15 protein-coding genes are annotated in these 14,879 nt (G+C 39.2%); 3 read left to right on the forward strand and 12 right to left on the reverse strand.

What is annotated here, in order from left to right; all coding sequences use genetic code 11:
* Positions 1-19 precede the first annotated feature (19 nt).
* The 3 genes from IEX29_RS10075 to IEX29_RS10085 all read right to left on the reverse strand — a co-directional run bounded on the left by IEX29_RS10075 (position 20) and on the right by IEX29_RS10085 (position 1,648).
* Complete coding sequence (locus IEX29_RS10075; protein WP_188734326.1) at positions 20-496, reverse strand: nucleoside deaminase; 477 nt, start codon at positions 494-496, stop codon at positions 20-22.
* A 128-nt stretch (positions 497-624) separates the two neighbouring features.
* A complete protein-coding gene (locus tag IEX29_RS10080) occupies positions 625-1,020 on the reverse strand; it encodes a nucleoside deaminase (protein WP_188734327.1) in 396 nt (131 codons plus the stop codon).
* Between the two features lie 37 nt (positions 1,021-1,057).
* On the reverse strand, positions 1,058-1,648 hold the full coding sequence (locus IEX29_RS10085) for an ankyrin repeat domain-containing protein (RefSeq protein WP_188734440.1): 591 nt from the start codon (positions 1,646-1,648) through the stop codon (positions 1,058-1,060).
* Positions 1,649-1,877: 229 nt separating this feature from the next.
* On the opposite strand from IEX29_RS10085, the gene IEX29_RS10090 reads away from it, so the two are divergent.
* Positions 1,878-2,753, forward strand: a complete 876-nt coding sequence (locus IEX29_RS10090) for a LysR family transcriptional regulator (protein WP_188734328.1) — start codon at positions 1,878-1,880, stop codon at positions 2,751-2,753.
* Positions 2,754-2,907: 154 nt separating this feature from the next.
* On the opposite strand, the gene IEX29_RS10095 is transcribed toward IEX29_RS10090, so the two are convergent.
* From IEX29_RS10095 to IEX29_RS10115, 5 genes are all read right to left on the reverse strand, one after another.
* On the reverse strand, positions 2,908-3,111 hold the full coding sequence (locus IEX29_RS10095; RefSeq protein WP_188734329.1) for a hypothetical protein: 204 nt from the start codon (positions 3,109-3,111) through the stop codon (positions 2,908-2,910).
* A 214-nt stretch (positions 3,112-3,325) separates the two neighbouring features.
* Positions 3,326-4,870, reverse strand: coding sequence for a multicopper oxidase family protein (locus tag IEX29_RS10100; protein ID WP_188734330.1), 1,545 nt, complete (start codon positions 4,868-4,870; stop codon positions 3,326-3,328).
* Between the two features lie 237 nt (positions 4,871-5,107).
* Positions 5,108-5,512: a hypothetical protein gene (locus IEX29_RS10105; protein WP_188734331.1), complete on the reverse strand. Its 405-nt coding sequence runs from the start codon at positions 5,510-5,512 to the stop codon at positions 5,108-5,110.
* A 1-nt stretch (position 5,513) separates the two neighbouring features.
* A complete protein-coding gene (locus IEX29_RS10110) occupies positions 5,514-6,818 on the reverse strand; it encodes a Y-family DNA polymerase (protein ID WP_229720161.1) in 1,305 nt (434 codons plus the stop codon).
* A gap of 203 nt (positions 6,819-7,021) precedes the next feature.
* Positions 7,022-7,990, reverse strand: coding sequence for a quinone oxidoreductase family protein (locus IEX29_RS10115; RefSeq protein ID WP_188734332.1), 969 nt, complete (start codon positions 7,988-7,990; stop codon positions 7,022-7,024).
* 118 nt (positions 7,991-8,108) lie between these two features.
* On the opposite strand from IEX29_RS10115, the gene IEX29_RS10120 reads away from it, so the two are divergent.
* Positions 8,109-8,708: a TetR/AcrR family transcriptional regulator C-terminal domain-containing protein gene (locus IEX29_RS10120; RefSeq protein ID WP_188734333.1), complete on the forward strand. Its 600-nt coding sequence runs from the start codon at positions 8,109-8,111 to the stop codon at positions 8,706-8,708.
* 166 nt (positions 8,709-8,874) lie between these two features.
* On the opposite strand, the gene IEX29_RS10125 is transcribed toward IEX29_RS10120, so the two are convergent.
* Complete coding sequence (locus tag IEX29_RS10125; RefSeq protein ID WP_188734334.1) at positions 8,875-9,591, reverse strand: dihydropteridine reductase; 717 nt, start codon at positions 9,589-9,591, stop codon at positions 8,875-8,877.
* A 422-nt stretch (positions 9,592-10,013) separates the two neighbouring features.
* Between IEX29_RS10125 and IEX29_RS10130 the strand changes: the two genes are divergently transcribed.
* Entirely contained in the window at positions 10,014-12,017 is a 2,004-nt protein-coding gene (locus IEX29_RS10130) for a S9 family peptidase (protein WP_188734335.1), read from the forward strand.
* A gap of 110 nt (positions 12,018-12,127) precedes the next feature.
* On the opposite strand, the gene IEX29_RS10135 is transcribed toward IEX29_RS10130, so the two are convergent.
* The 3 genes from IEX29_RS10135 to IEX29_RS10145 are packed head-to-tail and all read right to left on the reverse strand — an operon-like array spanning position 12,128 to position 14,746.
* Positions 12,128-13,093 (reverse strand): metal ABC transporter solute-binding protein, Zn/Mn family, encoded by a 966-nt coding sequence (locus tag IEX29_RS10135; protein ID WP_188734336.1) that lies wholly within the window; start codon positions 13,091-13,093, stop codon positions 12,128-12,130.
* A gap of 34 nt (positions 13,094-13,127) precedes the next feature.
* A complete protein-coding gene (locus IEX29_RS10140) occupies positions 13,128-13,994 on the reverse strand; it encodes a metal ABC transporter permease (protein WP_188734337.1) in 867 nt (288 codons plus the stop codon).
* Positions 13,994-14,746, reverse strand: a complete 753-nt coding sequence (locus IEX29_RS10145; RefSeq protein ID WP_188734338.1) for a metal ABC transporter ATP-binding protein — start codon at positions 14,744-14,746, stop codon at positions 13,994-13,996. Before IEX29_RS10145 ends, IEX29_RS10140 begins: the two co-directional genes overlap by 1 nt.
* Between the last annotated feature and the right edge of the window lie 133 nt (positions 14,747-14,879).

Raw genomic sequence — 14,879 nt, forward strand, 5'->3', positions numbered from 1 at the left:
CATTCCTTTTCATCATTTATTAAAGTATTCCCTTCGGATTTAATTCACTCCATCGTTGGTACACCTTAATACTATCTTCATCTGAATGCTGGACCATAGGTAATCGGCGTTCCTCAACTGGTTTGTTATATTCATCATAAAACGTTTCCAGTTCAAAATACTTCCGGTCATCTTTATAATAAGGAGCATACTCCTCACGGGTTGTAATATAAATTACCTTTCTAGGGCTGCAATAATAAAGTGCACCTAAACACATTGGACAAGGTGTAGTAAGAATATAAATATCACAATCGGTTAAATGCTCGGTTTGAAGCTTTTTACATGCCTCTCTAATAGCGACTATTTCAGCGTGAGCAGTTGGATCGTTCGTTTGCGCTACCAAATTCGGGCTTTCAGCAATAATTTTCCCATCACGCACAATGACCGTAGCAAATGGCCGGCCTCCTGCTTCTACATTTTCACGCGCTAATTCGATTGTTCGTTTTATAAAATCCATTCCAATCCACCTCATTTAAATTAAGTTATCTTGATTTATTTAGAAATATCATCTTTGTTTACAAATAGCCTTCCCGTTGTATACAGAAAAAAGCCATAATGTTTTTTAAATTACTACTATATTTTTAATCACTCTTTTAAACGGACCATATGAATGTCTCTTTCATCATGCGGCAAAGAAAGCTGATTGTATACATAGTCTTGGCTGGGATTACTGAGATTAGAAAAATATACGGTGTCTATTTGCGTATAATAAATAGCGCTTAAACACATCGGACATGGCTCTGTGCTGGTATAAATTTCACAGTCCTTAAGATTCGTTGTGTTTAAGGTTTGACAGGCTTCGCGAATAGCTTGAATTTCTGCATGGGCAGTTGGATCATTTATCACTGATACTTGGTTAACGCCGGTACCAATTACTTTTCCTGATTTAACAACTACTGCTCCAAAAGGGGCACCTTGATGCTTCTGTTCATTTTCATTAGCTAATATGATTGCTTTTTTCATCCATTCCTTTTTTATCATGTGCTGTTCACTCCTTTATTACGTTCAAATTTGGCCATTACGCTCCAGATTCTTTCAAAATACGTTCAATTTCTTTGAAATTAAGGCGCTCTGCATGTTCTAAAGGGGTTACCCCATCTCTATCACCAATGTTGACATCAGCACCATGGTCTGCCAACAGTTGTACAATCTTCTGGTGGTTTTCCCCGCCATTCCCTAAAATTATTGCTTCCAATAGTGCCGTCCAGTGTAAATCATTAATATGATCCACGTCTATATCAGAGTTAGTTAAAAGCTCCTCCACCACATCAACATGCCCTCGTTCTGAAGCAGGAATAAGCGCCGTACCACCAAATCGATTTGTTAATGATGTATCTGCCCCATTTTCAACAGCAAGTTTTACGATTTTCAGAAATCCTTCTGCTCCAGCATATAAAAGCACATTATCTTGGTTATTATCGCGGATGTTTATGTCCGCTCCCTGTTCGATGAGTGTCTTGACAGTATCTGCATCGTTTCTTTGCGAAGCAGCCATTACTGCTGTTACTCCATAATCATCTGTCGCATCAATATCTGCTCCATCTTCTAATAATTCTAAAACAGTTTTTGTATCTCCTTCTGCTGCTGCAGAAATTAACTTTTGTTCCAAATTTGTCTCCTCCTTTTTTTCCGGCTGTGTAGAAGAACCTTCATCAGTTTCTGTAATTGTACTGCACGCAGCAAGCATAATTACAAACAAGCTTATAAAAATTCCTTTCAGCTTCATATTGATCTGCACCCCCGATATAAATATGTTATCATGGGAATAATCATATGAAAAATATTAATTTTATTATATTTACTTATCTTTTTCATATACAACAGAAAGGATGTTCAAGGTGGATATTAGGCAGTTACGTTATTTTATTGCTATTGTAGAAGAAGGGAAAATTTCTGTCGCCGCTAAAAGACTTCATATGTCCCAGCCCCCCTTAAGTCAGCAATTGAAAGCCATGGAAGAGGAGCTCGGTTCAATATTAGTCGAGAGAAGTGGTAAATTTTTAGAGGTGACGGAGGCGGGAAAATCTCTCTATTTAAATGCTCTACAAATAACTAAATTAATGGAAGAAACAAAAGCAGAGGTGAAGGAAGTTGGTGAAGGAGTAAACGGAAGACTCTCAATTGGAGTCAACACTTTTTCAGTTAGCGGGTTACCCGATACGCTCGAGCAATTTCAAAAACAATTTCCGAAGATTACGTATAGAATTCAGCAAAATGAATCAGCCTATCTTCTTCAATTAGTCAGGGACCGAATTGTAGAGCTGGCAATTATACGCATGCCACTGGATTTAAACGATTTTTCTATACTTCATCTCTGTAACGATCCTTTTTATTTCATCACATCTAAGGAACATACATCATTTGATACAGAAGTAACACTTGATGAAATCAAACATTACCCGCTTCTGATTCCAAGCACAGAGGGTTTAGGTGTACACTACTTGATATTAGAGGCGTTTTCCCGATCTAAAACGCACCCTAATATGGTCGGAGAGTGTTCTGACATCAGTCTTTTAATGGATCTTGTTGCCTCTGACTTTGCTGCATCTATTGTTCCGGAAACTCTATTGAAACGATATAGAGGATATCCTATAAATGCTTATCGTATATCAAGCAAAAACGAATTGAATGGATCAGTCGGATTAATTTGGCTTAAAGATCATAGCTTGTCCAAAGCTGCTCAAAATTTTATTGAAATGATACAAAAAGTATAAAAGCTTTCTCTTCTACAGTGTTTTTTTATATAGGCGTTTATACCTTATATTTGATTCTGTTTAAATGCCTTTTTTAAAAGTTTATAGCAAAAGCTTTTGAAGCGTTAAGATACTTTGAAGGACGCTCAACTTTCTAAGTTGAGCGCCCTTTGTTTTATGACCTTGTATCACTTTTTATTTTCATCGTTGCCAATATAATACGGTCGATTAAAAGCATAGCTATAATAGAAATACCGACAAGCGGCATCAAAATTCCTAAAATGAACATCATCACTAAGACGGAACGACTAATTGTTTTATCTTTCGTACGAAGCAGTGCTCCAATAGAGCCTTTTGGCTTTCTTACTTTCCATAACATGAAGGCACTAATAATTAGAAGAATTAGACCTATACAAACAACGGCTCCTGCAATACGATTAATTAGTCTCTTCTATTAGTTTTTATACTGAATATACGTAGCCCGGCATAATTAAATTGATCATACATACTTTTTATTATTTCTCTGCCTGCTATAAACAATATACGTTACCTTGTGCGATTCAAACCTTTGTTTCTCTATACATTCAGCATTACTACTCGTCATATTCATCCTCATCTACTACAATATAAGGCCGCATCATATCATAATCCTCATGCTCCAAAATATGGCAGTGCCACACAAACTCTCCGCTATATGGTGCAAATTTAGCAATTACTCTGGTAATATTAGCTGCCGGCGCCTCGATAGTATCTTTCCAGCCGCGGTTATTTGCTGCCGGGGGCCTGGGCGGTCCTGTAAATATTATTTTTCCGTCTATATTATATTGGTCCAGATCGAATGGCTGATGCTCCAACACCTGGAATTGAACAAGATGCATGTGAATCGGATGAGAAAAGTTTGTTGTATTTATGAAACCCCACATCTCTGTTGATCCAAGACGCGGATTTTCTGTAACCGGATCATGCCAATGTTTATTGTTTAAAAGCAATAACGGGCGGTCAAATTCGTCAGAAGAACCGACTAATTTTAAATAGCGGATGGCAGAAATGTCATTTTGTTTTAATGAAGGAATAACAGATAAAGCGGAAGGCAAATGACTGCTGTCTTTATTTTTTAATGGTTTCGTAACGCGAAATTGCATGATCTCCCCAGTTTCGTCATTTGGATCAGCACCTTCTCCTAAATCATTTTTTAAGGTGATGGATTGACCGGCTGCTTTCGAAAAATCAATAATGACATCAATTCGTTCTGCCGGCTGAAAACTGATTTCCTCTATTTCGACTGTGCTTCTAAGCAGACCGCCATCAGAACCGATTTGTTGGAATAATGTTTCGGAATCAAGCTGTAATCGATAAGACCTTGTATTCGAACCGTTCAAAATCCGGAAACGGTATTTTCTCGGTTCAACCTCCAAGTAAGGCCATATCTTTCCATTAACTAATATCGTATCTCCATTGAAGGCAGGCAAAATAGATGGGTTTGGCAGATTATCGGCTGCATCATCAGGCTGTGATGGATATAATAATGAACCATCGTCGTTAAAGCTCCGGTCTGTAATCATAAGTGGAATCTCATAGTCCCCCGCCGGCAGGTTTAAAGCTTCCTCCTGTTTATCACGCAGAATATACATTCCTGCAAGTCCCGCATATACATTTAATCGTGTGATTCCCATCGCATGATCATGATACCAAAGCAAGCTTCCACGCTGATGGTTTGGATACGTGAATGTTTTTCTTGAAAAGGCAGGCCCGGTTTCCCGGAAATTATTTGTATACCATGCTTCCGGATGCCCGTCGCTGTCTGGTTTTGTCTCAACACCATGCAGATGCACCACAGTGCGTACAGCGGGCAGCTGATCAAGTCCATGAATGGATACATCAACAGGAAGCAGATGTTTATTTGGCAATTGATTCAGCCATGTTACGTGAACGGGTTCATCCCGATTTGCTTCAATCATTGGTCCCGGAAATTGACCATTATATCCCCATAAGGTCGTTGGCGGTAAATCCCGATGAACCTTCTTCCTGAATTGCTTCATCGTAATTTCATAATGAGCCCCATCCTTCGTTTTTTTATAAGGCTTTAGAAGCCGTATTTCTGGAAGCGGATCAACAAATTTTTCTAGTTTGCGACGCATTTATATTCACCTCATTTCTTTCCTGAGAATGCATGTTCAAAAAGGCCAGTTGAACCTCCTCTAAGAGTAGTAAATGTAACTATATGCAAAAAAGGAAAGGCTGGTGTACCTAATAAGCTAAATTAATTAGGGTGAATATAACAAAAATGGTTATCATTTCTAGTTGTTGATATGAAACCTCTGCTCCTGCAATGATATAAAGCTAAATCAAAAGATGAGTGTGTTCTGTTTTGTTTGTTATCTTCTTTTCCGGTACCAATCAAGCAGATTCATCATCTCCACATTTCTTATTTCCTCGAGTGTACAGCTGGTCACTCGCCCATCTTTTAGAAATAAATAGATCCGATTCTCAACATACCCGGATATCTTACATTCTAAATCTTTATAGTAGTTTCCATTTCTAATAATATTTGCTTGAATGCAGACAGGAGAATCGGTGACAAAAGCTTGATACAGCACACTGGCTATTTCTTCTTCCTCCATCTTTTCTTTTGCTTTTACTTCTATAAGCTGATCATCCGCTTCTTCTTTTTTCAGTGCTTCCGAATGGTCTGATAGCATCATCCCTAACCATTTCATAATACCTCTGTCTTTATAGCCAAGTTGTTCAGGTGTGATGCGTGTTATCGATATCTGCTCCATATCACTCTTCCTCTCCAGATCGGTGACCGCCAAGCAATTTAGCACGGTATCTCGCCATTCCGCCGTCAAGTAAGCTGGAAGCATGCAACAACGAAGTATAACCATACTTTTCTCTGACGAAATCAATCGTTCTGTCCAGCTCTTCATTTTCTACCGCTTCTTCTGCCGGTTCAAATAAATCCAGCTGCAACAATTGCTTCGGTTGAAACTTTCCAAAGGTAACGTTAACAGTCCTTACAGGTGTGTTTTCTTTATAATACTTATGAAAGATAAGCAGCATATACTCTTTCAATTTTTTTGAGGAATCGGTCGCCTCAATCTTCATCTGATGATTAAATCCCCCCTGTGCTACATCTCTGGAATAGCCAATAGACAGCTTTATTACACCGGTCATTAGATTGTATTTCCTTAATCTTGCTGCATTCTCGTCTGTCATTTCCCGTATAACCGTCTCCACATCATGTTTAATCAGATAGTCTCTGTTTAATATCTGATTTCTGCTAAATGATGTACTTTTAGGTTTGTAACTATCTGATAATAGCGACCGGTCGATCCCATGTGCATGGAAAAAAAGCTGTTCTCCAATGACTCCGAATCTTTCCTTTAATTTATCAATACTGTATTGTGACAAATCATAAATATTTCGGATACCTATCCGATTTAAATTTGCTTCTGTTTTCTGCCCGATTCCCCAGAAATCAGCTAATGGTTCTATTTTCCATACTTTATGAGGCACATCCTCGTAACGCCACTCCCCAATAAAACCACGTTTTTCATCATGTTTTGCCTGATGATCAAGTGCTAGTTTTGCTAGAAGAGGATTATCTCCTATCCCCACTGTCAGCACTAAACCTAATTCTCTCCATACATCGGCTTGAATTTTCTCCGCTATCTCATGTGTGCTGCCGAAAAGCTTACGTGATTTCGTCACATCAAGAAATGACTCATCGATCGAATAAACCAGTAAATCTTCTTTTGCTACGTAACGTTTAAAAATACGTAATATTTCTAAGTTCTTTTCCAAATACAATGCCATACGCGGCTCAACAATTTCTATGTTTGCGTGAAGCGGGATCTCGTAAATCCTGGTCCCGGTTTTAACGCCATATTCTTTTTTTATCAGAGGGGATGAGGCTAAAACTAAACCGCCCTGATTATCCGGTTTTGATACAACCGCAATCCGTGCTTTTAAAGGGTGTTGCTTACGTTCAGCAGCTTCTGCGCTTGCAAAAAAAGATTTGACATCAATGCACATAATATCCCGGCGCGGTTCATTAGAGTAATCCATCATCATAATATTTTTCATCGTATCCCCCCCTGATGCGAATATATGTTTGTAATCAAAGTATACGAACTTATATTCGTATAGTCAAGATGAATACGATGAAATAGGTGTGTTAATATATGGAAAGTAAAAAAGGATGCTTTTAGCCTCTAAAATAAATATGCCTGTTTGGTATAATTAAATACGTATTTTTGCTCCTTATTTCTCACTCATTAATATAACTCTTAAGGGTTAATTACAATCCTTTTTCCTTGAAAATCCGAACGGTTCCAGACATTTTCAATATCTTGAAGCAAAACTCTTTCCATGTCCATATGAAGTTTATCTTCTTTTAGCCACTTCCATATCAGATTCGTCCCCTCTTGTATGAATGCTGGAGTTATACCTGCAGCACCTCCAGAAATTTCAAGGCCAGAGGTCCGTAAAGCACTTGCGGGAAGCTTGAGATCCGATCCTGCCTTTTCCCCTATTTGAATAAGGTGAGTACGGTGTCCACTTAAGCTTATTTCTTTTGGTACAATCGATTTTATGAGTATTTCTGTTGGATATCCCCATAAAAAATCCAAAATAATATCTATCCCCTCATCTACCTCCTTTTGAAAGGATGCAAATAAACTATCTTCAGACTGTTTAAGATTCAAAACTGTATCTGCACCCAATTCCTTGATCCGCTGCAAAGATTCTTCGTTCCGGCCGGTACCGATGACACGGCCTGCACCAAGTAGTTTTGCGATTTGAACAGCAAGCTTACCTGCAATCCCGGTAGCACCGTTTATAAGAACGGTCTCGCCAGGTTTCATCTTTACTCCCCATTTAAGCGGAAAAAGTGAAGTCAATGCAGCAGGCGGAAGAGCAACTGCTTCTTCGGCGCTGACTCCATCAGGAATCAGGACTGTAGATTCTTTTGGGACAACTGCTTTTTCAGCCAAAGCACCATATGGAGATCTTGCACCTGAAAATCCAACCAGTTTTCCGTCGGGACGCTCGCCCACACCTCTGAGTCCGACGACAGCCGGTAATTCGGAAAGAAATTGACGGCTCGCAAAATGCTCCCCTCTTGCTATCATCTGATCGACATTTTCAAATGCTACAGCTTTTACATGGATTAAAACTTCATCTTTGCCTGGAGACGGATCTGCGAAATCTTCATAACGCGGAGTTTCTCCAAATTTGTGTAATACGGCTGCTTTCATGATAAAACCTCCTGTATAAGTTTACTTAACACCGTTAAATTTAACGGTGTTAAGTAAACTTATACTCCTTTTATGATATACTGTCAAGAGTATATACTGTTAAAGAAAGGAGCGCATCATGGCACTAAAAAAACAACAAATTATAACAGAAGCTTTAGAGCTGCTTAATGAAAGCGGGCTTGAAGGAGTCACGCTGAGAAAACTGGCAAGCAGATTAGATATCCAAGCTCCTGCATTATACTGGCATTTTAAAAATAAACATGCTTTGGTAAATGAAATGGCTGAAGCTATTCTGCAGAGGGAGTTTCATGATCTGAAAGAGCGGGAAAAGGCAGAGTCCTGGCAAGATTGGCTGCTTCATATGTTTAATCATTTACGCAAAGCAATGCTCGCGTATACCGATGGAGGACGTGTCGTTGCAGGAGCACATCTTTCGTTAACAATGGCTGATTTATCCGAGACTGCAATGAAAGCTCTGGTGAATGCAGGTGTAGACCTGCGCCGATCACGTTTGATTGTTTTAACCGCAACCCGCTTTACTTTCGGCCATGTTATTGAAGAGCAAACAAGGATCACTGAACAGGAGATGCAGGAGCTTCACATGGAATCATTTAATCAGGAGCATCCTACACTGACAGCAGGCATTGAAGAATATTTTTCAGCAGGAAAGACAGTTGATGACCTTTTTAATGATGGATTGCGAATGATTATTGATTAATCGATTTGATTTAGATGGTGATACTGTGTGTATTATCGAAAAAGAAAACGTCTATCTTCTTTCTAATTACAGAAAAAAACGCTGAATTCAGTATTATACTAAACGCAGCGTTTTTATAATTTATGGATCATTTATTTAGTGTTGGCCAAGAAAATAATTATTACGCTTAAATAGACACATCAGATGGTAAAAATTCAGCCCGCTGACCTTCATGCTTGTCGAGCATAATCTGTTCCGGTTTGATGCCCTGCTCACGCAATACTTCAATATTCTGCACAAGAAATTCGTCACTGCCGACAACGTAAAAGAGTCCATCCTTATCTTTGGCAAGATTTTTCACTTCTTCGTAATAATCTTTACGGTTATCTACGAACTGTGATGTGAATTTCTTGTCAGGTGCCGGTTCAAAAATATTAGTGAACAGGAAATCTCTTGATGAATCGACGTTCAGAGAATGAATTTGGTTGACATTGTCTGCACGCTCGAAATAATCAAGCACAAGCGGTCTGAAGGTTGCCAGTCCTACCCCTGCTGACAGCAGATATACATTTTTATCTTCTCTTTTAAGCGGTACATTCGTATGTGTTTTAAATACAGCAACTTCCTGGCCGACTTCCATATTTCTTAAAATCGATTTAAATTCAGAGCACTGCTCTTTGATACGTGTTGTGATACCGATTAAATTTTCATGCGGTAAAGTGGAAATCGACATATGGCGAATCAGACTGCGGTTCGGTTTCTCTCCTGCATTAAAACCTTCCAGTGCGAGATGAATATGTGAACCCTCTTCCCATGTATAATCTTCCGGACATTCAAGCATATATGTTTTAACCTCTGGCGTTTCCTCTATAATCTCATTTATTTTAGTCCAGTATATTTTCATTACATATTCTCCTTACTCTATATTATTTATCGTTATTATCTACTATACAACAAGTGATAATAATTCTCAATTAAATGAATTGATTATTTTAGTAAATTTATGCAATTTAAATTTACTAATGAGTCGGAGATTAATTTTGAGTTAGTAAATATCCTGGCAGTCCGGTTTTCCGGCAAAAAATTCTCTCATCACTGAACTGACAATAAAATATTCGAATCAAAATAACCGTCTATATTTTTAAAATACTTGTAATTGTAAAAAAACAGGATTATTATTAATATATTGAAAACCCTTCCAAAATTGGTCAGTTATCTGTATATTCATGGGAAATCACCAAAAATCTTTTACAGCAAACTTCATTCGCAGAGAATGATCCGTTCAAAATGAAATCTATTAAACGATAATCAGAAAGGAGTATATTTATGTCCAATCATCAGACAAATTATTTATCAATAGAAGAAATAATAGCCTTACCCACATTTCAGGATGTTGCCATCAGCGAGGATGGACAGCGTGTGGCTTATGTAAAAAGCACAACGGACTGGGACAACAATACATATCCGAAGCATATCTGGATTTATGATAAACATACCGATAAAAATTATCCCTTAACAATAGGTGAAAATGAAAGCACACATCCCAGCTGGTCGCCGGATGGACAAGCCCTTGCATTTCTCAGCACAGCTGGTGAAGGCGACAAAAAAACAAAGCAGATTTTTATCCAAACTGAAGAAGATACAGCAGCAATACAAATTTCTCAAGCCGATCATAGTATCGAACATTTTAAGTGGGCTCCAAACGGAAAAGGCCTCTTTTACACTGCAAAGCTCCCTGAACCGGATAAATTGAGAGACCGCAGTGAAATGTATGGCGAATTTACCTATGTGGATCAGGATTTTCATTATAACGCATTGTACTTTCTGGATCTTGATAAAGGGAAACAACACGCCAAAGAGCTTAGCAAGCTGCCAAAAGATTTAAGGGAAACTGCCTCTGAAAATGACGAAGATAGCAAGGATAAGGCAAGTACGCTATTGACGGAATCACTGGAGAGGTATATTTATTATTTTGATATTTCACCAGACAGCCGGAAAATTGTTTTTAACTCTGCACCTACTCCCAGATTTATTGACCTGTTAAATCAGGAAACCCATTTGCTGGATCTGGAAACAAATGAATGGGAGAAACTAGATATTCATCCTTTACAATCAGGACCTGTTCTATTTTCCGATGACGGATCAAAAATTTGCTATACTCGTCTTACGCAGAAAAAAATATACGCAAATGTCATGCTGGAAATCTATGATTTAAAAACAAAACTGATTAAACAGCCTGCACTGGACATTGATGAAAATGTTTTTCCTATTCGCTGGACTAAAAATGGCATTCACATTTCCTGGCTGGAACGGACCAATTATATTACCGGACTTATCACAGAAGATGGTGCATTAACGCCGCTTTTTGATTCGTCTGACATAGTGATTACTTACCCGGCTATTACATCGGATGGCAAACATACTGCATATGTGAAGGCAACATCACAAGCTGCTGCTGAAGTATTTCTTGATAATCACCAGCTGACCAAACAATATAAGCTTTACGAAGGAAAAACAAAAAGTAAAAAAGAAATCATTTCCTGGCAAACAGAAGATGGACTGGAAATTGAAGGCATATTATCAAAACCGGCAGATTACGATGAATCGAAGACCTACCCGCTTGTACTTGCCGTTCATGGGGGCCCTACCGGCATATCATTAGCCACCCCGACTACAAACAGGTATCAGCCAATTGAACAATTTGTAGAGAAAGGGTTTCTTGTTCTGGAGCCTAATTACAGGGGCAGCGCAGGCTATGGAGAAGCCTTCCGCTCGGCAAATTTCCGAAAACTGGGGCTGGGAGACTATGAAGATATTATTTCCGGAGTCGACTTTTTAGTTGACAGCAAAATAGCAGATTCAGAAAAAGTCGGCATTCTGGGCTGGAGCCAGGGCGGCTATATATCTGCCTTTTGTGCAACATACAGCGACCGGTTTAAGGCTATTTCGGTCGGGGCCGGTATTTCCAACTGGATGACCTATTATGTCAATACGGATATTACTCATTTTACACGCTATTATTTAGGAGATACGCCATGGAATGACGAGGAAATCTATCGAAAGACATCACCTATGACTTATATTAATAATGCTTCCACACCGACCTTGATTCAGCATGGTGAAAAGGATCCCCGGGTTCCTGTTCCGAATGCCTATGAACTCTACCGCGGCTTGATGGATGTCGGTGTAGAAACAGAACTGGTCATTTTCAAAGACATGCTGCATGGGGCGGACAAGCCGGGAATTCATCGTGCTATTCTTAAACAAAATCTGGATTGGTTTGCGCATCATATTTTAGATGAACAGCCGGATGAAGATCGCATATATTAGATTTTCATTCCACATAAAGCAGACGAGGAACCTATAAACCAAGTCAAAAACCCGGCACAGAAATTTATACCGGGTTTTTGATTTGGCAATATTTATTAGAATGGATGAAACTAATCATCTTTATGATTTGGGTTAAGTCCGTCCACGATGGTCATCAGGTTGTGTCGCAGATAATCAACATAGCTATCTTCCTCGCCCAAATCTTCTGAGTAAAGTGAACCGGCAATAGGAACTCCAGTTTCATCCGACACCGTATTCATTGGTCTCTTATCACTTGTGTACTCAACAAACAAAGCTTTCGGTTTATTTTCTTCCACGAAATTGATAGCATTGATAATCTGCTCTGGAGTACCTTCACTTTCCCCATCACGCTCCCAGATAAACCCTTCCTTTAATCCGTATTGATCTGCTATATATTGAAAGGATCTTTCACTGCTCATCAGGATACGATCATCTTCCGGGATGCTGCCGATTTCTTCTTCATATTGCTGATCAAGGTCTCTCAGCTCATTCAATAGCTTTTCCGCATTTTCTTCATAGACATCCTTATATTCTGGATCAATTTCTATATAGGCATCCCGGGCATTTTCCACCATTTTAATACCATTCTTCGGTGTATTAAAACCATGAGGGTTAGGTGTTCCTGCAAAGGCCTTTGTGCTAAGCTTTAACTGTTCTATTCCATCGGAGAGTGCAAAGACATTTTCGTCGTCTTTATCTTTATCAGCTGCATACAGCATCTTATAGACCCAGTTATTTTTTTCACCATCTAAGCCCTCCAGATTCCATCCAAAGTAGAAAAAAACATCTGCATCGGCCGTACTTTTCGTGTCTTTAGGGGACGGGTCCCACCCATGGGGCTCTTTCCCTTTTGGAATCACATTATAAACATCCACGCGGTCTCCGCCTACCTTTTCAGCAATATCAGACACAATGGTAAAATCGCCAACGACTTGAAGCTTTCCATCATTGTCAGCTGTTTCATTATCCTTGTCTCCACTACTGCCGCAAGCGGTTAATAGAACTGTTGCCATAATGCCTGTCAAAAGTAATGTTAAAAATTTTTTCAATCTCATTTTCCTGTCTCCTTTTTATTTTCCCTGCCAGCATTTAATTTGCAGCATTCCGCTTACGTTTCGAACGAATGGCGCGCCACAAGACTCCCTGCTTTGGCGAAAAGAAGAAAATGAAGGCAAATAAAACAAATGATGTAAGCACAATCACAGCACCTGAGTCCAAGTCATATGCAAAGCTGAAGTACAGCCCTGCAAGGGAAGAAATGACGCCAAAGGATGCTGATAATATCAGCATAACCCACAGCCGGTTTGTTAACAGATATGCTGTCGATGCTGGTGTAATTAACAATGCTACTACCAATACGACACCGACTGTTTGCATGGAAGCAACAGTTACCAATGTCAAAAGAATCATCAACATATAATGGATCAGTTTTGTTGGCAGACCGTATGCTGCTGCCATAGTTGGATCGAATGTAGATATAAGCAATTCTTTATAGAACAAGACCACAACCAGCAGTACAATAGCTCCAACAATTAATGTCATCCACATATCAGATGTCTGAACGGATGTTAAGCTTCCGAATAAAATACTGTCTAAGTCAACCCCGCTATTTGCATACCTTATGAGGAGAACCCCCAAGGCCAGAAAAGCAGTAAAAACAATTCCAATGGAAGAGTCACTCTTGATACGGCTGTTCTGATTGACATAGCCTATTCCCAGTGCCGTTAAAATTCCAGCTACAACAGCCCCATAAAAGAAATTGATATCAAGCAGAAAAGAAATCGCAACGCCTGGAAGTACTGCATGCGAAATTGCATCTCCCATCAGTGCCAATCCCCGCAGAACAATAAAACAGCCAACAATGCCACAAATAATACCAACCATAACCGATGTAAATAAGGCCTTTTGCACGAAACCATAATCTATAATTTCTGAAATAAACTCCATGATACTCATTATTCATCCGCCCCCTCTGATTGTAAGAATGGAAGCTGCGATTTATATGCTTTACCCAGCACCTCTGGTGTTAAAACCAAATCTGCCGGCCCGGCCTCGATAAGCTCCTGATTAATAAGAACCAGGTCATCAAAATACTCCTCCGCTTTGGATAAATCATGATGAATAACGATAACCGTTTTTCCCTCATCCCGTAGCTTTTTCAAAATACGGATGATTGTTTCTTCGCTGGAAGCATCGATGCCGACAAAAGGCTCATCAAAGAAAAATATATCTGTTTGCTGAGCCAATGCTCTCGCCAGAAAAACGCGCTGCTGCTGTCCACCTGATAATTCGCCAATCTGACGTTTACTGAATTTCTGCAGGCCGACCTGCTCCAGACAAGCCTGAGCCCGTTTTCTGTCCGCCTTCTTCGGACGATGAAAAACACCCAGCTTCGGGTATGTTCCAAGCACTACTGTGTCCAGAACAGTAATGGGAAAATCCCAGTCAATATTATTACGCTGTGGAATATAAGCAATATTCTCACGCATTTGTTTGACGGGTTTACCATAGAATTCAATGGTTCCGTGGTCTTTTGGAATTAAACCGAGCGAAGCTTTCATCAATGTTGATTTCCCCGCACCATTCGGTCCAATAACGCCAACCAGATTTCCTTCTTCCACTTGAAATTTAATATTTTTAAGCGCGGTTTGTTCACCGTAAGAAACCGTTAAATCCTGGACTGAAAATGCTATACTTTTATGTTCCATCCTTATCCCTTCTTCTTTTAATATTTCATTCTGTTTTAATGATAAAATTTTATATTTTGTTAACATACAGTTAAATTGAATTGATTACATTATGTAGCATAAACCCCTTTTATTTTTATGTCAACAATTAAAT

It is taken from the genome of Oceanobacillus neutriphilus, assembly GCF_014645515.1.
GTDB lineage: Bacteria > Bacillota > Bacilli > Bacillales > Amphibacillaceae > Oceanobacillus > Oceanobacillus neutriphilus.